The sequence below is a fragment of the Cellulosimicrobium cellulans genome, from assembly GCF_006539945.1.
Classification (GTDB): Bacteria; Actinomycetota; Actinomycetes; order Actinomycetales; family Cellulomonadaceae; genus Cellulosimicrobium; species Cellulosimicrobium cellulans.
Genome location: NZ_BJNZ01000032.1, coordinates 26,594 through 44,184 on the forward strand (window position 1 = coordinate 26,594; position 17,591 = coordinate 44,184).

Below are 17,591 nucleotides of genomic sequence, written 5' to 3' on the forward strand. Positions count from 1 at the left end.
CCCCCGGACCCCTCAACAGGAGCGAGGGAAATCACCCACGGGACGCGGAGGGCGCGCCCGGCGAGACGTCGTCCAGCCCGCCGTCGGGGTCGTCCTCCCAGCCCTCCACGGGCTCGAGGCCCAGGGCCAGCGCGACCCGCGGGGCCGCCGCCACGACGGTGGGCAGGCCGACGACCGGCACGACCGCCGCGAGCACGCCCACCACCTCGGCGGGGTCGACCCCGGCCTCGACGGCACCGTCGATCTCCGCGCCGTACGTCGGGACGGACGCCCCGACCGCGACGGCGGCCGCGATCCGGACCAGCGCCCGGTCCCGGCTCGAGAGCGGCGCGTCCTCGAGCCCCTGGCCGTCGCGGACGCGCTCGTCGTTGACCGTGAGCCGCCGGAGCACCTCCGCGTGGTCCACGACGACCACCCACCCCTTCCGACACCGGGTCGACGGGGCCGACGCGGTCGCCTCGCCCCTCCTGCCAGCATGCCGACGCCACGGCGTGCGGTCGTCACGCAGAACGCATGACGGGCTCGGCCCGGTGCTGCAGGCCGGTGCCCGGCCGGACGCCCCGCGGGTCGGGCCTCGACCCTGCGCGCCGCGTGGGAGCATCGGCGCGTGACCGACCTCGACGCCACGGCGCTCGCCCCGCTCTGGCTCCGCCGCGTCGGCGCCTGGTCCTGGCGGCTGCTGTTCGCCGCCGCGGTGCTGGGCGTCGTGCTGTGGGTGCTCTCCCAGCTCCGCCTCGTCGTCGTGGCGCTGTTCCTGGGCCTCGTCCTCACCGCCGTGCTACGACCCGTGACGCTGCGCTACCGCCGGTTCTCCCACCCCGCGGTCGCGGCGGTGCTCGCGCTGCTCACGGGGGTGGCGGTCGTGGTCGCGGTGGTCGGGCTCGCCGTGACGGGCGTGGCGCAGCAGTGGCCCGACGTCGTCGCACGGGTGGGCGACGGCGTCGGTGAGCTCCTCGACGCCGCACGGTCGGGCGGGCTGCCGGTCACGGTCACGGACGCGGATCTCGACCGGTGGAGCGCCGGCGTCGTCGACTGGCTGCGCGCCCACGGCACGACGCTCGCCGGCGCAGCCGCGACCCGGCTGGGGACGCTGCTGGTGACGCTCATGGTCGTCGCGCTCGGGGTGTTCTGCGCGGTGTGCTTCCTCATCGGCGGGGAGGGCATGTGGTCCTGGTCGGTCGCGCAGCTCCCCGCGCGCTCGTCGTCCTCGGCGCGACGGTCGCGCCGCTCGCCTCGGGCCTGGTGCCGCCCGCGGTGGCGGGCCTGCTCGGTGCGACGGCGATGGTGCTGACCGGGGTCGTGTCCGTCCCGCAGGCGTACCGCGCCGTCTCGTGGCAGACGGTCTCGGGACCTTGTTCCCTGCTCGCTCGACGGCGTCCAGCACCCGCTGGAGCCCGGACCTCTTCTCGAGCACGGCCTCGCTCATCTCAGCCTCCTGGCACACGACCGGTCGTGACGCCCGGGTGGGCAGACCTCGTGGTCGTGACGGTAGCGGGGACGTGCTCGATCGGCGCGCGAAGGCGAGGCGGGGGCGCCCTGCCCGGACGGCGAGAACGCCTCGCCGACGGCTCCGTCATCGCAGCCCGCGCCTCGGGTCCTGACGGGTGTGCGGGCCGGCCCCTGCAGGCCCGTGGCTTGCGGCTTCACCCCACCGGCACCCGCACACGGACCGGCCACGCGTCTCGCCCCCACCGGACGCGTGGCCGGCTCGGAGCCCTTCTCCGAGCCGCGTGCGGGCCGCCCGGTCCCCACCTCCCCGAGCCGGGCGGCTCGCACGCACCATCCACCGTGCTTCCACCACGCTGCTCGCGGGGCACGGTCACCGGTCGCACGGGACGAAGGCCTCGACGAGCACGCACTCCGAGTGCGACTCCGCTGCCGTCAGGAACACCTGGGCGGCCCACCGGTCGACGACGTGCTCCTCTCCCCATCCGAGCAGGGCGAGCTCGAGGTCACCGACGACCGCGCTCACTCCCGCCCACCGCAGTCCGCTGCGGCCCTCCGACTCCGCGAGTCCCTGCACGAACACCCACAGGAGCGCGTCGCGGAGCTCGCGCGGCGTGGCGCTGCACGCCAGCGCGAGGGACATCTGCCGGACCACGCTCATCACACCGCGCGCGAACGGCGAGGGATCGCCGCCATGGCAGCGGCTCGCCCGGGCCACGTATCCGGTCGTCGCGTCCCGCAGAGGGCGACCGGAGCGCCGCGTGACGAGCTGCAGCGGGTGGCCAGGGTGGAGCGTGCTCATACCCGACAGGACACGCGGCCTCGACGGATCATGACGCCTCGCGACGAGAGCTCACCCCGGTCCACGCACGACGCGCAGACGGACCGGGCCCACCGCAGCCGTCATCCCCCGGCGGAGCCGGTGTCCGGACGGACGGGACCGTCGTCACGCCGGTCAGCCAGCGATCTACCACCTACTCACGAGAGTCGACGATGGCAGAACTTCTCCGCGTCTCCGCACTGCGCAAGCTCCACGGTCAACGCACGGTGCTGGACGGGCTGGACCTCAGCCTGCCTCGCGGGTCGATCCTCGGGCTCGTCGGCGCCAACGGAGTGGGGAAGTCGACCCTCATCGGCATCCTCGGCGGACGGCTGCGCCCCGACTCCGGGCAGCTGCACCTGAGCGGCGAGCCGTACCGCCCGGACTCGGCGGACGCAGCCCGGGCTGCGGGTGTGAGCGTGATCGAGCAGAACTTCGCCCTACCGCGCGGGCTCACGGTCCCGCAGGCCGTCTACCGCAACACGTTCCTCGCCGAGCGTGACGACGCGATCCTCGGGCTCGCTCGCCGGCTCGCCGCCCAGACGGGGATCGACGTGCCCCTCGAGGCCCTGGTCGACGACCTCGACGGCGCGCAGCAGGCGATGGTCGAGGTGCTGCGCACGATGGCCGAGGAGGCGCAGCTCGCCATCTTCGACGAGGTGGCAGCGACGCTCGACGACGCCGACGTCGCTCGGCTGCACGCGGCCGTCCGCGCGTTGCGGGGGCGAGGGTGCTCCGTGATGTACGTCGCCCACCGTCTCGACGAGGTGCGCGCGCTGTGCGACACGATCGCGGTCGTGCGCGGCGGTCGGGTCGTCGCCTCCGTCGGCGCGCAGGAGACCACGGTCGACGACCTGGTGCTCGCGATGCTCGGCAGGTCCGTGCCGCGGCCCGACCCTCGTCCCGAGCTCGCGGAGCCCCCTCGTCCCGCGCTCGTCGTCGAGCGCCTGAGCGTCGGAGACCGGCTGCGCGACGCGACGTTCTCCGTCGCGGAGGGTGAGGTCCTGGGAGTCGTCGGGCTCCGCGGGTCGGGCGCCGAGGAGCTGGTCTCCGCTCTCTCGGGGCACGTCCCCGCGACCTTCGACGGCGTGCAGGTCCGTGACCGGCACGTCACCGCACTTGCCGGCGACCCGGGTATCTGTCCCGTGGGGGATCCCTCGCAGGCGACCGACGACGAACGCATCATCGACGTCGTCGTCCCGCCTCGGCCGGGCCGGTCCGAGCTCGCCCACCGGCGCGAGGCGGGAGGTGCGGTGCACCGGCTGCGGCTGTCGACCTCGGACGTCACCGGGCCGGCGTCGTCGCTGTCCGGAGGGGACCGCCAGCGTCTCTCGGTCGCCGCCGCGACGCGGAGGGAGGAAGCCGACGTCCTGGTCCTGTCCCACCCCACGCGCGGGGTGGACGTCGGCGGGCGGGAGGTCGTGCACCGTGCCCTGCGTGAGGCCCTCGACCGCGGCTGCGGGATCGTCCTCCACTCGCACGACCTCGGTGAGCTCCTCGCGATCACGCACCGCGTCCTCGTCCTGCGTTCCGGTCAGGTCGTCGCGGCACTCCGCACCGCCGATGCCGACGAGGACGCCATCATGCGTCTCGCCGCACCCGACCTGGGAGGCGACGGCGCACGACCTGGCCGGCACGGGAGCTCGCCGCTCGCACCTGCCACCCCGTAGCCCGCCTGGCACGGACGGAGCGGGCGGGGCGACCTCCACCGCCGCGCCGACGGCGGACGAACACGACGCACCGCGCTCAGGTCGTCCACGATCCCCGGCTCCGGGGTACGGGACGCCTGAGCGCGGTGCGGAACGGTGCCTCGCTACACCGCGATGTCCTTCGCGATGTTCGCGAGCTTGTGGCGTGCGAGGGCGAGGTTGCCGCTCGTACGGTCGAGGACGAGGTAGACGAACAGACCGTCGGCACCGCGGCCGGACAGCACGTTGATCAGGTGGTACTGGCCGTCCAGCGTGATGAGGATGTCCTCGATGCGGCTGTCGAGCCCCAGGTCGGTCATCGTCTTGATCTTCGCGCGCACCACGTTCGAGTTCCCCGCCGCCGCGACCGAGAGGTCGAACCCGGGGTGCCCGCCCTGCGCGAGCGCCATGCCCGAGGCCCCGTCGACGATCGCGGCGCCGCTGGCGCCCTCGATGGCCAAGAGCTGGGTGATCGTGTTGTCCAACGTCATGTCGTGCCCTTCGTGAGTGTCGTGACCGGACGGCCGGTTCGGCTCCGGTCGAGGTGCAGCGCCGGCGACGTTCGCGTCGGCGCGGCCAGGTTGTTCGGGTGTTCGCCGGCCAGGGCCCTCGTGCGGGTGCTGACGCATCGTGACGGGGGTGAACGCGAACACCTCGGGCACGTAGCGGTACCCCTCGTCCGACGCGTCACCGGGATCGCCCGCGTCGCTCCCGTGCTCCCACGGGAAGTCTGCGACGGCCGGCGACGCGCTCGACGATCCCTGGCGTCCGGGCGCCGCGGCCCGCGGCCGGCGCGGCCAGGCGCGGCGCTTTCCCATGTCTCCCCTCACCGTTCCCGCGGGACGAGAGACCGCGCGGCGTGACGACGCGACCTGGACACGTTCGAGCCGGGCGCCGGCGACCAGCCGCCCTCGCCACGGCCTCGATCACCTGCGAAGCGCCGCGGACTCCCCATCGACGACACGCTCCTCCCGTCCTGCGCGTGGCCGAGCAGCCACCTTCCACGAAGTCAGGACACCGCGACGGCAGGGGCATGACGCGCGGTCGCGGATCCGTCCGCGGAGCACCGTCGGGCGCTCGACGCGGCGCGTGCGCGTCCGCAGGCCGCGACGTCAGGCCCTGGCCGCCGCCGGGATCCTCAGCCGCACGCTGGTGCCCTGACCCGGCCGCGACCGCAACGTCGCCGACCCGCCGTGCCGCTCCGCGACGACGCGCACGAGCGCGAGGCCGAGGCCGGACCCGGGCAGCCCCCGGGCCTGCGAGCCGCGTGCCAGCTCGTCGAACACCGAGTCGACCTCGTCAGGCGGGATCCCCATCCCGGAGTCCGCGACCTCGACGACGACCGTCCCGTCCTCGTCCGCCCCGCGCACCTCGATCAACGCGCCCGCCGGTGAGAACTTCACGGCGTTGGACAGCAGGTTGTGCACCGCGAGATACAGCAGGTCCAGATCGCCGCGCACGTGCGGGAGCGGCCACGGCACCTCGGGCAGGACGACACGGACGACCGCCCCGACCCCGCGCGACGTCGTCTGCGCCTCGATGTCCGCGACCGCCTCGCGGACGACGTCGGCCATGTCGACCTCCTCGTCCTCGATGGGTCCGGTCTCGAGCTCGGCGAGCTTGCGCAGGTCCGCGACGAGCGTCGCGAGGCGCGCCGACTGCGCGTCGGCGGTCGCGACCAGCGCGGTCCTGTCGACCGCCACGGACCCCGTCGAGCCCCGCGTCGAGGCGTCCTCGTACGCGAGCCCGGCGACGGCCGCGCGGACCGCGGTGACCGGGTTCTTCAGCTCGTGGTCGAGCCGGGCCACGAACCGGCGGTGCGCGGCCCGCTCCACCGCGCGACCGGCGTCGTACCCCGCTGCCCGGGCCCGCGCGACGGCGCGCGACGTGAGCCACGCCGTCAGCACGACCCCTCCCACGAGGACACCGACCACGGCCGCGAGGAGCGGCAGCGGGATGCCGACGACGAGCCGGAGCGAGCGCCCGGAGGCGAGGAGCGCCCCGGCGCCGAGCACGCCCAGCACCACAGGCGCCACGACGGCCAGGACGATCCCGCGCGTCGTCGGCCCGGTCACGGCGCCGTCCCGCGCGAGACGGGCGCGCAGAAGCGGTACCCGAGCGACTGGACGGTCTCCACGTACGTCGGTGCCGCGGCGTCGTCGGCCAGGACCCGGCGCACCTCGGCGACACGGTGGTCGACGGCGCGGCTGCTCACGGGCAGGTCGTAGCCCCACAGCGCGGAGAGCAACCGCTCACGCGTGTGGAGCTCCCCCGGGTGGGACATGAGGTAGTCGAGCAGGAGCGACGCCTTGGGCGTGAGGTAGACCTCCCGCCCGTCGAGCCAGGTGCGGCGCGCGGTGCGGTCGAGGACCAGGGTGCCCGCCACGAGGCGTTCCGCCGCCGAGAGCGGGGCCTGCCCGGGGACCGCGCGCCGCAGCACCGCGCGCACACGGGCGACGAGCTCCTGCGGGTCGAAGGGCTTGTTGAGGTAGTCGTCGGCTCCCTCCTCGAGGGCCGCGCTGCGCTCGTTCGACTCACCCACCTGGGTGAGCAGGACGACGGGCGTCCAGTCGTCCGCGGCACGCAGCCTGCGCACGACGGCGCGTCCGTCCAGGCGCGGCATCATGACGTCGCACACGACGATGTCCGGGCGGTCCGCCGCGACCGCGGCCAGGGCCTCCTCCCCGTCCGACGCGGTACGGACCCGGAAGCCCGACCGCTCGAGGAACGGCGCGAGGCCCACGAGGATCGCCTCCTCGTCGTCGACGAGGAGCACGCCGGCCGGCTCGCGGTCGGCTCCCGTCACCGGGTGACCCCCCAGACGCCGAGCCCGACGACGACCGCCACGAGGAGCACGGACGCGACGAGCACGAGGTACCCGAGCACGAGACCCGCGACGGCGAAGCCGGTGCCCCCGTCGCCACGGGTGCGGATCTGGCGCAGGGCGACGTGGCCCAGGACGACCGGGAGGATCGCGAGCCCGCACAGACCGAGGACGAAGGACGCGACGGCCAGGCCGTTGGTACGGGCCGGCACGGCGCCGGACGGGGGGTGGTTCGGGTACGCCGGCTGGTGCATGCGGGTCTCCTCGTCGTACGGGCTCGGCTGCGGACCGGTGGTCAGGAGCGGGTGGGGCCGATCTGGTTCCGTGCGCCCTCTTGCGAGACGGCAGGGCTCCCTGCCTCGTAGGCGACGAGGTTGTCGGCACCGACCAGCGTGAGCGTGCCGGCCTCGTGGACCAGCACCTGCGTCGCGGCCGCCTCGACGACGAGGTCGTCGACGTCCTGCGCGGCGACCACGACGGAGGCCGCGGTGACCCGCAGGACGCCGCAGTCGTCCGTGACGACGACGACCTCGCCGGCGGTGGCGAGCTCGAGCTCGCCACCGCCGCAGGGGAGGTGCGTGGTCGCGGCGGCCTCGATCTCGGCGCGGTCGAGCACGGCCGTTCCCCCGGCCGCCGGTCCGGTCTCGGGATCGTCCGCGGCGTCGTCCGCCACGTCGTCCGCCCCGTCGTCCCGGGAGTCGTCGTCCGTCGCGCCGGCCGGGTCCGCCGGTCGGGGCGCCGACGGCGTGCCCTCGGCGCCCGGGGCCGCCTTCTCCGCGGCACCCGTCCCCGGCGAGGAGGCTGCGTCGTCGACGATCTCGGCGCTGCACCCGGCGATGCCGAGCGCGACGCCCCCGGACAGGACGAGTGCGGCGGCACGGTGACGAGCTCGTGTGATCACGGTGGAAGCCTCTCAGAGCGGGGGTCAGAAGGCGGGGACGAAGACCTCGACACGGCGGTTGAGCTGCCGTCCGGCCGGGTTGTCCTGCCCGTCGACCTCGTTCGGCGCGACCGGTCGGGACTCGCCGTACCCCACGGCCTCGAGCCCGGTCGGCACGGCGCGGTCGGCCAGCGCAGCGACCACGGCGGCCGCCCTGCGCTCGGAGAGGTCCTGGTTGTAGTCGTCGGAGGCGACGGAGTCGGTGTGGCCGGAGATCTCGGCCGTCGGTACCGCTGCGTCGGTGAGGATGCGTGCGAGGCCGTCGAGGACGGCGGACGCGTCAGGGCGGACCTCGGCACGGTCGAAGTCGAACAGGACGCCGCTGTCGAGGCTGATCGTGGTCCCGCACGACTCCACGGGCGCCAGCGCCTCCACCGGGGGGAACGCGCCGAGACGAGGGACCGGCGGCAACGGGTCCGCGGGCACGTCGACGCCGTTGACCAGCGCGGTGCCCTGGCCGTCGTTCACGATGTTCACGGTCTCGTCGACATAGGTGCCCGAGCCGTCGCCCTCGTTGGTGATGCTCGCCGTGTCGTCCACGTACGTGCCCGAGCCGTCGGCCTCGATCGTGATGCTCCGCGTCCCGTCCACGTACGTGCCTGAGCCGTCGGCCTCGACCGTGATCGACAGGTCGCCGGAGACGAACGTGCCCGAGCCGTCGCCGTCGTTCGTGATGCTCGTCGTGCCGTCCACGTACGTGCCGGACCCGTCGCCGTCGTTCGTGATGCTCGTCGACCCGTCCACGTACGTGCCGGACCCGTCGCCGTCGTTCGTGACGCTCGACGACCCGTCCACGCTCGCCACGCCGCCGCCGCCGTAGGCGAGCACGGCGCCGTCGGACGCGACCACCGCGCCGTCCTCGCCGCAGTGCGCGGGCGTCACGGTGACGCCGGCGACGGGTTCGACGTCGCGGGCGACGTCGACCGTGAACGCGTCGGCCGACTCGTCGAGGAGGGACAGGTCGGGGAGCTGGAACAGCGGCACCGGGGGGACGTCGCCCGGTGCGTAGCCCGGGACCGTGGGCACCGCCGCGGCGGTCTCCTCGGCCGGCTCGGACGTGGACTCCTGCTCGGCGTCCGCCGCGGCGGTCGGGGCGGCGGACGGGACGGTGGTGGTCTGTCCCGCGTCGCCGCCCTGCCCACAGGCCGCGAGGAGCGCGAGCAGCGGCAGCGCGGCCCAGGCAGAGGCGGACGGGACGGTGGTCGGACGGGAGGGACGTCGAGGTGTCGTCGGCATGCGGCCAACCTAGGGAGCGTGCGTCGCGGTGTGGCCGCAGGGCTGTCGCGGTCCTGTCGCAGTGCTGCGACACGTGCTGCGACACGCCACGACCGGTGGCGCGCTGGTTGCGAGCGGCCCGCGGTCCGCGGAGCCTGGAAGCGGTCCGACCAAGGAGGCCGCATGACCGCCAGCGCCCACCCCGCACCCGACGGGGACCCCACGCCCGACACGCGTCCGGCGCCCGACTCGGCGCGCAAGCCGGGCTCCCCCACCGACCTGCACGGACCGTCGTGGGGGTTCGCGCTCAAGAGCGCGGTGCGCGAGTTCATGGACGACCAGTGCACCGACCTCGCCGCCGCGCTCACGTACTACGCGGTGCTCGCCTCCGCTCCCGCGCTCCTGGCACTGGTCTCGCTCCTGGGCCTCGTGGGCGACGGGGAGAAGGCCGTCGACTCGGTGCTGACGAGCGTCGAGGGCGTCGTCCCGTCCACGACGCTGGACATGATCAAGCCGCTCGTCGAGCAGGCCGCGAACACCGACAAGGCCGGGTTCGCGCTCGTCATCGGTGTCGTGCTGGCGCTGTGGTCCGCGTCCGGGTACGTCGGCGCGTTCGCCCGGTCGATGAACCGCATCTACGAGGTCGAGGAGGGTCGCCCCATCTGGAAGCTGCGCCCCGTGATGCTCGGCGTCACCGTCATCACCGTGATCCTCGCGGGTCTGGTCGTCGCGAGCCTCGTGCTCTCCGGCCCGATCGCGCGCCAGGTGGGCGAGCTCGTGGGCCTCGGCGACACCGCGATCGCCGTGTGGCAGGTCGCGAAGTGGCCGGTCGCGCTCCTGCTCGTGGTGATCCTCGTGGCGCTGCTCTACCACCTCACGCCCAACGTCAAGCAGCCGAGGTTCCGCTGGATCAGCCCGGGCGCGATCCTCGCGATCCTGGTGTGGGTGGTGGCCTCCGCCGGGTTCGGGCTCTACCTGGGCAGCGGCCTCAGCAGCTACGGGGCGACGTACGGTGCGCTCGGCGGCGTCATCATCTTCCTGCTGTGGCTCTGGCTCACCAACCTCGCGCTCCTGCTCGGGGCGGAGCTCGACGCCGAGGTCGAGCGCAGCCGGGAGCTCCAGGGCGGCATGCCGGCCGAGGAGCGGCTCCAGCTCCCGCCGCGCGACACGCGCGCGAGCGACAAGAAGGCGGCCAAGCGCGAGGAGGCCGTCGAGCAGGCGCGCGCCCTGCGCGAGAGCGGCGGGCGTACGTCGGGCGCCGACGGCGGCGACCACAGCACCGATCACGACACCGGTCGCGGGTCCGCGCGGCCCTCCGACGGCGGGGCCGACGGGGGCACGGGGCGGGGCGGCGCGTAGCGCGCGGCCTACCGGGTCGGGGCGGGGTCCGGGATCTCGTCGGGCCGGTAGCGCGGCAGCCGGCTCGCGGGGAGGATCGCCGTCGCGCTGACCCCGGCCAGGATGAGCAGTCCGATCCGCAGCGTGCCCAGGCGCGCCTCCTCGTTGAGCGCGACGGCGGCGTCCACCTGGGCGGGCGTGGCGTCGGTGCCCGCGAGGACCGTGCGCAGGTCGTCGTTGCTCACGAAGTTGACCGTGTCCAGGTCGACCTGGGCGACGAGCGACGGCGGCAGCTGGGGGTGCTCGACGACGGCGCGCCCGACGCTGAACGACAGGATCGTCACCAGCAGCGCCCCCGCGAGCGCGGTGCCGACCGCCGAGGCGAGGTTCTGCGTCGTGCCGCGGATCGAGCCGACGTCGCCCGCGAGGGTCTTGGGCGCTGCGGTGACGAGCACGTTGAACACGAGCGTCACCAGGGCGCCCTGACCGATCCCGAAGACGACGAGGCCGAGGATCGTGGGCAGCGTCTCCCAGTTGTTCGTGACGACGAGCGACAGCCAGACCAGGGCGACGGTGGTCAGCGTGAAGCCGAAGACGCCGATCGTGCGCGGCGGGTAGCGCCGGTAGAAGCGCACGACGAGCGTCGCGGTGACGAACACCGTGAGGTTGAACGGCATCATCGCGAGCGCCGTGTCGAACGGGGTGCGGCCCTGCACGATCTGGATGTACAGCGGGACGGTGAAGTTCAGCGCGGCCTCGAGAGCGACCACGACGAACATCGCGTACACCGCCGCCCGCTCGCTCGGGCGCGCGAGGACGGACAGGTCGACGAGCGGCACCTTGCCGGCGGCGGTCCGGCGCCGCGTCCACCAGAAGAACGTCTGCCCGAGCACGACGCCGAGCAGCACGAGCAGGGGCGCGGGCGAGACCCCGACCAGGTCGAACGGCGCCCCCGGCGAGGCGAAGAACAGCCCCCAGGCGTTGAGGTTGTTGAAGCCGAGGGTGAGCGCGACGACGGCCGCGCCGATGAGGACCGCGGCCACGAGGTCGATCCGGATGCCGGGGTCGCCGTCGTCGGAGCGCAGCCGGAAGCTGAGGACGAAGACGGCGACGGCGAGCGCCAGGACGATCGCGAACGTGGGCCGCCAGCCGATGAGCGTCCCGAGCGCGCCGCCGATGAAGAACGCGCTCATGCCGGACACCGCTCGCGCCGAGCCGAGCGAGCCGATCGCGGTCGCCTGCTGGGCCCCGCGGTAGTTCTCCGCGATGAGCGCGACGAGCGCGGGCACGATGATCGCGGCCGACGCGCCGGCCACGGCCTGGCCCGTGATCGCCCACCCCACGGTCGGCGAGAGGATCATGAGCAGCGCCGACCCGGCGAACGTCGCGACGACGACGCGGAAGATCGCGACCCACCCGATCCGCTGCCCGAGCTTCGCCCCGGTCATGACGAGCGCGGCGACCGCGAGGCCGTAGACGACGATCGTCGTGCTCGCGACGGTCGGCGGGACGCCGAAGTCCTCGACCATGCCGCCCAGCGACACCGGCAGGGCGGCGACGTTGAACGACATGAGGACCTGCGCGAGGAACAGGCCGACCATCGGCACCCACGACCGGCGGTCCTCCGTCGCGGGTGCGGTGCTGCTGTCGACGACGTCTCGGGTGCTCACGAGGCCGGGTCCCTTCTCGCGGTCGGGCGGGTGGGCGACACGGGGACCTGCGCGGACGACGCGAACAGGTTGAGGCCGAGGGTCCGCGAGAGGTACGCGGTCGCACGCTGCCCGCGCACGCTGTTCCCGGCCGGGTCGAGGAGCGGGGAGTACGTGCCGATCGCCCCTTTCCCGGGGGCGACGGCGACGATCCCTCCGGCCACGCCGGACTTGGCAGGAAGGCCGATCTCGAACAGCCACTCCCCCGATCGTTCGTACATCCCGGTCGAGGCGAGCACGGCGAGCGTGTCGCGGCACACCTGCGCCGAGACCACGCGCTCGCCCGTGACCGGGTTGACCCCGCCGTCCGCGAGGGTCGCCCCCATGACGGCGACGTCACGCGCGCTCACGCGCAGCGCGCACTGCTTGGTGTAGACGTCGACGACCTCGAGCGGGTCCAGCTCGATCCGCCCGTAGCTCTCCAGGAGTCGGGCGATGGCCTTGTTGCGCATGTTCGTCGCCGACTCCGACCGGTACACGACTCCGTCGAGCTCGAGCGACCGACCGGCGAACCGGGAGAGCCCGGTGCGCACGTTCTCCCACTGCTCGGCGGAGGACGAGCCGGGCACGAGCGCGGTCGTCGCGAGCGCCCCGGCGTTGACCATGGGGTTGCGCGGGTGGCCGTCGTGCAGCTCGACCGCCATCACGGAGTTGAAGGCGAGGCCCGTGTTGTCCACCCCGACCCGTTGGAGCACGCCCTCGTGCCCGTAGGCCTCGCACACGAGCGCGTAGACGAAAGCCTTGGAGATCGACTGGACGGAGAACTCGACGTCGGCGTCGCCCACGGCGTGGACCGCTCCGCCCGCCTCGGCGACGCACACGCCGAACAGCGACCGGTCGGCCTCCGCGAGGACGGGGATGTAGTCGGCGACCGCGCCGTCGTCGTTCCCGCGGTGGCGCTCGTGCGCCGCGCGGACGTGCTCCTCGACACGGTCCCAGCCCGGGAGCGCCCCGGTCGCGACCTCCTGCTCGACCCCGTCGACGCCGAGTCCCATCCCGTCCCCTCCGTCCGGATCGTCCGAGACGACCACGCGCGATGCTGCCACGTCCCACCGCGGGGCGCAGCGCGAGGCGGACGCGGGCGGACCGTGTCCGCGTGGAGCAGGCGCGGGTCCGACCGTCCCCGGGGCCACGGCCCGGCGAGCGGGTGGCGGCCGGTCGCGCAGGCCCGCCCGCGCCTCAGGCGCTCGTGCGGCGGACGACGACGGACGGGAACGTGCGTTCGTCGTCACGCCGACGGCGGTCCAGCAGAGCGGCCGTCGCGGCGGCCGCGATCCGCTCCACGGGGTGGGTCGCGGTCGTCAGGCCCGGTCCGGCCTGCTCCGCGAAGGGCTGGTCGTCGAACCCGGTGACGGCGACGTCGTCCGGCACGCGGACGCCGTCCTCCGCGAGCGCGCGCATCGCCCCGACGGCGAGCGTGTCGCTCATCGCGACGAGCGCGTCCACGCCGGGCCAGCGCCGGCGCGCCTCGCGGGCCGCCTCCGCGCCCGCGAGGGCCGTGAGGTCGGCGGCCACGACGCGGTGCGGGACTCCGGCGGCGCGCACGACCGCGTCGTACGCCTCGACGGCCCGTCGCGCGCCGGGGAGCCAGCCCGGCCCGGTGAGCATGACGACGTCCCGCCGCCCGTCGGCGAGCACGTGCTCGACGAGGGCGGCGATCCCGGCCGCGGCGTCGACGTCGTAGGAGGGCACGCGGCCGTCGGCGGGACCGATCGCCGCCACGCGCGAGAGCAGCGTGCGCGGCACGCTCGCGAGCACCTCGGCCGAGTAGTCGACGAGGAGCACGCCGCCCACGCCCGGGTCGCGCGCGAGCCGGGCCAGCTCGTCGCGCGGGTCGCGCCCGAGCCAGCGCAGCGCCACGCCGACGCCCTGGGTGTCGGCCGCGCGGCTGGCCGCCGCGACCACGCGCGCGACGTAGGGGTCGCCCAGCAGGTCGGCCGACGGCGACCCCACCGCGACCACGATCCGCTCGCCGCGCCCGCTCGCGAGCGACCGCGCACCGGGGTGCGGCACGTACCCGAGCTCCTCGACGGCGGCGAGGACGGCGCGGCGCGCCGCGTCGGACACGGGACCCGTGCCCCGCACGACGCGCGAGGCCGTGGACCGCGAGACGCGGGCCGCCGCGGCGACGTCGTCGAGCGTGGTGGGCGGCATGGCGATCTCCTGGACGAGTCCTGTCGGCGGTGACGGGCGGCGCCCGGAGCACCACGCTATCCCGAGGAAGGCCGTCGGTGGAAGCGTTCCCACGGTCGTGTCGAGGCCCGGGTGGACATCGAGCCCGGGTCGCTCCTCAGGACCGGCGAGCGGTGGCGACCGCGCCAGGGCTCGACGTGCGGTCCCGGCGGGCCGCGAGCCGCAGCGCCACCACCGCGAGGCCGGCGCCGAGCAGCGCGCCGATCGAGTTGGAGAGCCAGTCGTTCGTGTCGCACGACCGTCCCAGCGCTGGGACCAGCGCCTGGAACACCTCGATGAGTGCGGAAGCGACGACGCCGCCGAGGAGCGCGACGAGCGGCCTGCCCAGCGCGACCGCGGCGAGCAGGACCGGCGGCACGAACAGCACGACGTTCGCCAGGAGCTCGACGCGTCCCGGTGTCGGCAGCGACCAGCTCACGGTGCAGACGGCGAAGAGCTCGCGGTCGACCGGCACGAGGGTCAGCAGCAGCACGGGGACCAGCGAGACGCCGAACAGCACCCACGCGAGCGGACGGCGGCCCGCCAGCCACGCGCCCACGAGGGGACCCCCGACGACGAGGACGAGAAGGGCGAGCGGCGACATCCAGGGGTGCGCGACGAGGAGCGTGGAGATCATGGGGCGCCAGTCTCGCAGGTCGAGGGGCGCGGGTGACGCGTGTCGGCGGGTCACGGTAGACCTGTGCCCATGACGACGACGCCGTCCCCCGAGTCCCTCGCGCCCGACGCCGCCGCCCCCGAGGCGTGGTGGATCTGCCGCACGTGCGCGGTCGAGCACGCCGAGCGCCCCGACGTGTGCGCCATCTGCGCCGACGAGCGCCAGTGGGTCCCCGCGAGCGGGCAGGCGTGGACCACGCTCGCCGAGCTCGCCGCGGCCGGCGAGCGCCTCGTCCTGGAGGAGCTCGAACCCGACCTGTTCGGCCTGTCGAGCGAGCCGAGCGTGGGCATCGGGCAGCAGGCCAAGATCGTGCGCACCCCGGCGGGCAACCTCCTGTGGGACCCGCCCGGCTACGTGGACGACGACGCCGTCGAGCGGGTGCGCGCGCTCGGGCCGGTCGTCGCGATCGCCGCGAGCCACCCCCACATGTTCGGCGTCCAGGTCGCGTGGAGCCACGCCCTCGGCGGCGTCCCCGTGCTCGTCGCCGAGGCGGACGCGCACTGGGTCGCACGGCCCGACCCGGTCATCGAGACCTGGACCGGCGAGCGCGAGGTGCTGCCGGGCGTCGTCCTGTCGCAGCCGGGCGGGCACTTCCCCGGGAGCGCCGTCGTGCACTGGGCGGCCGGCGCCGAGGGTCGGGGCGTGCTCCTGTCCGGCGACACGATCTTCGCGAACCCCGACCGCACGTCCGTGAGCTTCATGCGGTCCTACCCCAACCGCATCCCGCTGTCCGCCGCCGTCGTGCTGCGCGTCGCCGAGCACGTCGCGCAGCGACCGTTCGATCGGCTCTACAACAACTTCGAGGGCATCGTCCCCGCCGACGCGCGGGACGTCGTGCTCCGCTCCGCGCAGCGGCACGCGGCCTGGGTCCGCGGCGACTTCGACCACCTCACCTGACCGGCCCGTCGCCCCGACCGGGCACCGACCCTCGACCCCGGAACCGCAGCAGGCACCTTCGCCCCACCCGCTGTCCGAGCAGACCGGACTCAGTCGGTGGTGTCGTGGAGGAGGCCGAGCTCTTCGGCGCGAGCGAGGGCGGCTGCGCGGCGTGAGACGCCGAGCTTTCGGTAGATGCTGCGGATCTGGGTGCGCACGGTGGCCGGTGAGACGCCGAACTGTGTGGCAGCTCGCTCCGCCGTATCGCCGGCGGCCAGGGCGGTGAGGACTGCCGTCTCTCTCGGCGTCAGGCGGACGACCTCGACTCCTCGGGGAACGTTCACGCGTCGCAGCTGCCGGTTGAGCAGAGGGTTGGGAACCTTGGCGAGCTCAGCGAGGTGGTTGAGGTCGTCCGGGTCGGCGGCGAGGAACGGTTTGACGTGGTTGTCGCTGGTGCGCAGCCTGACGGCCTTGCGGAATGCGGTGGCGGCGTGGTGCTTGTTGCCGGTGCGCAGGTGGGCCACGGCCAGGACCAGGTGCATGCCCATCATGTCCGGCACGGGGATGTGGAGCTGGTGCAGGGCTTGGGCGGTGGCGCGGATGGCCTCGTGCGGGTGGCCGGCGAGCAGGTGCGCCCAGGCGGCGTGCTGGCGCAAGAACGCGACGTCGGGGTAGGTGTCGACCAGCTGGAGCAGCCGGTTTCCTTCGGCCGCCTTGAGCAGGAGCTTGGCCTCTGAGCGCAGCACGAGCTGACCGGCCAGGGTGGTGGGGTCGGGTTCGAGCGCGCCGTGGCGCGTGCGGGCCTCGTCGAGATGGGCCAGGGCGGCGTGCGGGTCGTCGAACAGCGCCGCATGGCTGGAATGGGCGTAGGCGATGAACGGCCACAGCTCCAGGCTCTGGGTCGCCGGTCCGACGGCGTCCAGGTGCTGCCGAGCCTCGTCGGGGTCGGCTTCCTCGATCGCGACCAGGGCGCGGGCGACGGTGGCCCCGACGGTCGTCAGGTGTTCGATCCACTGCGGTCCAGCGGCACTGTCGTCGAGTGCAGTGAGCCAGGTGCGGGCAAGGTCGAGGTGCCCTCGGTAGGCGGCGACGAGAGCGAGGTTGGCCAACGCGTTCGCGCCGGCGTGGTGCGCGTGTGGGGGTGGTCCTGCCTCGAGATGAGCCCGGGTGTAGAGCTTTGCGGCGTGGTCGAGCCGCCCGGCGAGCATCGCGGTGGTTCCGCGCTCGGCTGACAGCCAGCCGGGTTTGGTCGCGACGTGAGCGGTGGTCCAGGGCAGGGTGTGTCCGCTTCCTGTGAGCACGAGCTGTTTGTCGACCCACGTGCCCAGACGTTCGGACTCCTCGTATGCCCCGCGCAGGCGTGCCGAGACGACGGCGATCGTGCCGGCGGTGATGAGGTCGCTCGGGCGGGTGAAGGACGTCAGTCGGGTGGCGTAGGAGCGGCCCTGGGCGGCGAACATGTTCAGGATCTTCCTCAGTTCGCTGTCCCGCTCACCGATCTCGGCGCGGTGGTGGGCGAGCAACGCCGCGTACAGCAGGCGCGGTCTGTTCTCGAACTCCGTGGCGTCCAGGCCGCGGACCCTTCTCATGATCGGGAGTGCGAAGCGTCCGGGCAGGTCGTACCAGAGCAGGTCGGACAGGTCCTCGATGTCGTCGAGCGTGCCGGTGGCGATCGTCTCGCGGATCGCCTCATCGCTCACTGACGACGTCTCGTCGGGCGGTGGGTTCACCTGATCGATCTTCGCCCAGCGACGCGTGTGAGCGCGCACAGGCTCGAGGGTGAATGCCCAGCCATACGGGTGAAAAGACTCCCGGATTGATGAAGTTGTTGATGAAGTTCCATCACTTTCCCGTCACCGATTGCTGCCACCTGGGTCACATGGGGTG

General features: G+C 74.0%; 17 protein-coding genes. 4 read left to right on the plus strand and 13 right to left on the minus strand.

All coding sequences use genetic code 11. The features are described from left to right. Window positions 1-31 precede the first annotated feature (31 nt). Complete coding sequence (locus tag CCE02nite_RS17960) at window positions 32-406, minus strand: carboxymuconolactone decarboxylase family protein (protein WP_141390978.1); 375 nt, start codon at window positions 404-406, stop codon at window positions 32-34. Between the two features lie 201 nt (window positions 407-607). Between CCE02nite_RS17960 and CCE02nite_RS17965 the strand changes: the two genes are divergently transcribed. Then, entirely contained in the window at window positions 608-1,291 is a 684-nt protein-coding gene (locus tag CCE02nite_RS17965; protein ID WP_170227374.1) for an AI-2E family transporter, read from the plus strand. Between the two features lie 528 nt (window positions 1,292-1,819). Here CCE02nite_RS17965 and CCE02nite_RS17970 read toward each other — a convergent pair. Then, on the minus strand, window positions 1,820-2,248 hold the full coding sequence (locus CCE02nite_RS17970; RefSeq protein WP_141390980.1) for a hypothetical protein: 429 nt from the start codon (window positions 2,246-2,248) through the stop codon (window positions 1,820-1,822). Between the two features lie 191 nt (window positions 2,249-2,439). On the opposite strand from CCE02nite_RS17970, the gene CCE02nite_RS17975 reads away from it, so the two are divergent. Further along, on the plus strand, window positions 2,440-3,936 hold the full coding sequence (locus CCE02nite_RS17975; RefSeq protein ID WP_141390981.1) for an ATP-binding cassette domain-containing protein: 1,497 nt from the start codon (window positions 2,440-2,442) through the stop codon (window positions 3,934-3,936). 143 nt (window positions 3,937-4,079) lie between these two features. On the opposite strand, the gene CCE02nite_RS17980 is transcribed toward CCE02nite_RS17975, so the two are convergent. From CCE02nite_RS17980 to CCE02nite_RS21110, 6 genes are all read right to left on the minus strand, one after another. Further along, window positions 4,080-4,445: a hypothetical protein gene (locus CCE02nite_RS17980; protein WP_141390982.1), complete on the minus strand. Its 366-nt coding sequence runs from the start codon at window positions 4,443-4,445 to the stop codon at window positions 4,080-4,082. 621 nt (window positions 4,446-5,066) lie between these two features. Further along, entirely contained in the window at window positions 5,067-6,029 is a 963-nt protein-coding gene (locus tag CCE02nite_RS17985) for a sensor histidine kinase (RefSeq protein WP_255318949.1), read from the minus strand. Next, window positions 6,026-6,760 carry a response regulator transcription factor gene (locus tag CCE02nite_RS17990; protein WP_141390983.1) on the minus strand — a complete coding sequence of 245 codons (735 nt, stop codon included), beginning with the start codon at window positions 6,758-6,760 and terminating at the stop codon, window positions 6,026-6,028. The genes CCE02nite_RS17985 and CCE02nite_RS17990 overlap by 4 nt, the downstream gene beginning before the upstream one ends. Then, the gene (locus tag CCE02nite_RS17995) at window positions 6,757-7,032 is read right to left on the minus strand and encodes a DUF4190 domain-containing protein (RefSeq protein ID WP_141390984.1); all 276 of its coding nucleotides are present in this window, start codon (window positions 7,030-7,032) and stop codon (window positions 6,757-6,759) included. Before CCE02nite_RS17995 ends, CCE02nite_RS17990 begins: the two co-directional genes overlap by 4 nt. A gap of 41 nt (window positions 7,033-7,073) precedes the next feature. Beyond that, window positions 7,074-7,679: a DUF3060 domain-containing protein gene (locus tag CCE02nite_RS18000; RefSeq protein WP_141390985.1), complete on the minus strand. Its 606-nt coding sequence runs from the start codon at window positions 7,677-7,679 to the stop codon at window positions 7,074-7,076. Window positions 7,680-7,703: 24 nt separating this feature from the next. Then, the gene (locus tag CCE02nite_RS21110; protein ID WP_141390986.1) at window positions 7,704-8,954 is read right to left on the minus strand and encodes an OmpA family protein; all 1,251 of its coding nucleotides are present in this window, start codon (window positions 8,952-8,954) and stop codon (window positions 7,704-7,706) included. A gap of 162 nt (window positions 8,955-9,116) precedes the next feature. On the opposite strand from CCE02nite_RS21110, the gene CCE02nite_RS18010 reads away from it, so the two are divergent. Continuing rightward, the gene (locus CCE02nite_RS18010) at window positions 9,117-10,292 is read left to right on the plus strand and encodes a YihY/virulence factor BrkB family protein (protein ID WP_141390987.1); all 1,176 of its coding nucleotides are present in this window, start codon (window positions 9,117-9,119) and stop codon (window positions 10,290-10,292) included. 8 nt (window positions 10,293-10,300) lie between these two features. On the opposite strand, the gene CCE02nite_RS18015 is transcribed toward CCE02nite_RS18010, so the two are convergent. The 4 genes from CCE02nite_RS18015 to CCE02nite_RS18030 form a co-directional block, all read right to left on the minus strand. Beyond that, window positions 10,301-11,941 carry an MFS transporter gene (locus CCE02nite_RS18015; protein WP_255318950.1) on the minus strand — a complete coding sequence of 547 codons (1,641 nt, stop codon included), beginning with the start codon at window positions 11,939-11,941 and terminating at the stop codon, window positions 10,301-10,303. After that, window positions 11,938-12,975 carry a glutaminase A gene (gene glsA / locus CCE02nite_RS18020; protein WP_141390988.1) on the minus strand — a complete coding sequence of 346 codons (1,038 nt, stop codon included), beginning with the start codon at window positions 12,973-12,975 and terminating at the stop codon, window positions 11,938-11,940. Before glsA ends, CCE02nite_RS18015 begins: the two co-directional genes overlap by 4 nt. A 184-nt stretch (window positions 12,976-13,159) precedes the next feature. Further along, a complete protein-coding gene (locus CCE02nite_RS18025) occupies window positions 13,160-14,134 on the minus strand; it encodes a LacI family DNA-binding transcriptional regulator (RefSeq protein ID WP_141390989.1) in 975 nt (324 codons plus the stop codon). A 136-nt stretch (window positions 14,135-14,270) separates the two neighbouring features. Further along, window positions 14,271-14,789, minus strand: a complete 519-nt coding sequence (locus CCE02nite_RS18030) for a VanZ family protein (protein ID WP_141390990.1) — start codon at window positions 14,787-14,789, stop codon at window positions 14,271-14,273. Window positions 14,790-14,858: 69 nt separating this feature from the next. Here CCE02nite_RS18030 and CCE02nite_RS18035 point away from each other — a divergent pair, with 69 nt between their 5' ends. Then, complete coding sequence (locus CCE02nite_RS18035; protein WP_141390991.1) at window positions 14,859-15,725, plus strand: MBL fold metallo-hydrolase; 867 nt, start codon at window positions 14,859-14,861, stop codon at window positions 15,723-15,725. 89 nt (window positions 15,726-15,814) lie between these two features. Here the strand turns inward: CCE02nite_RS18035 and CCE02nite_RS18040 are convergent, their stop codons facing one another. Continuing rightward, window positions 15,815-17,473 carry a helix-turn-helix domain-containing protein gene (locus tag CCE02nite_RS18040; RefSeq protein WP_141390992.1) on the minus strand — a complete coding sequence of 553 codons (1,659 nt, stop codon included), beginning with the start codon at window positions 17,471-17,473 and terminating at the stop codon, window positions 15,815-15,817. Window positions 17,474-17,591: the final 118 nt, after the last annotated feature.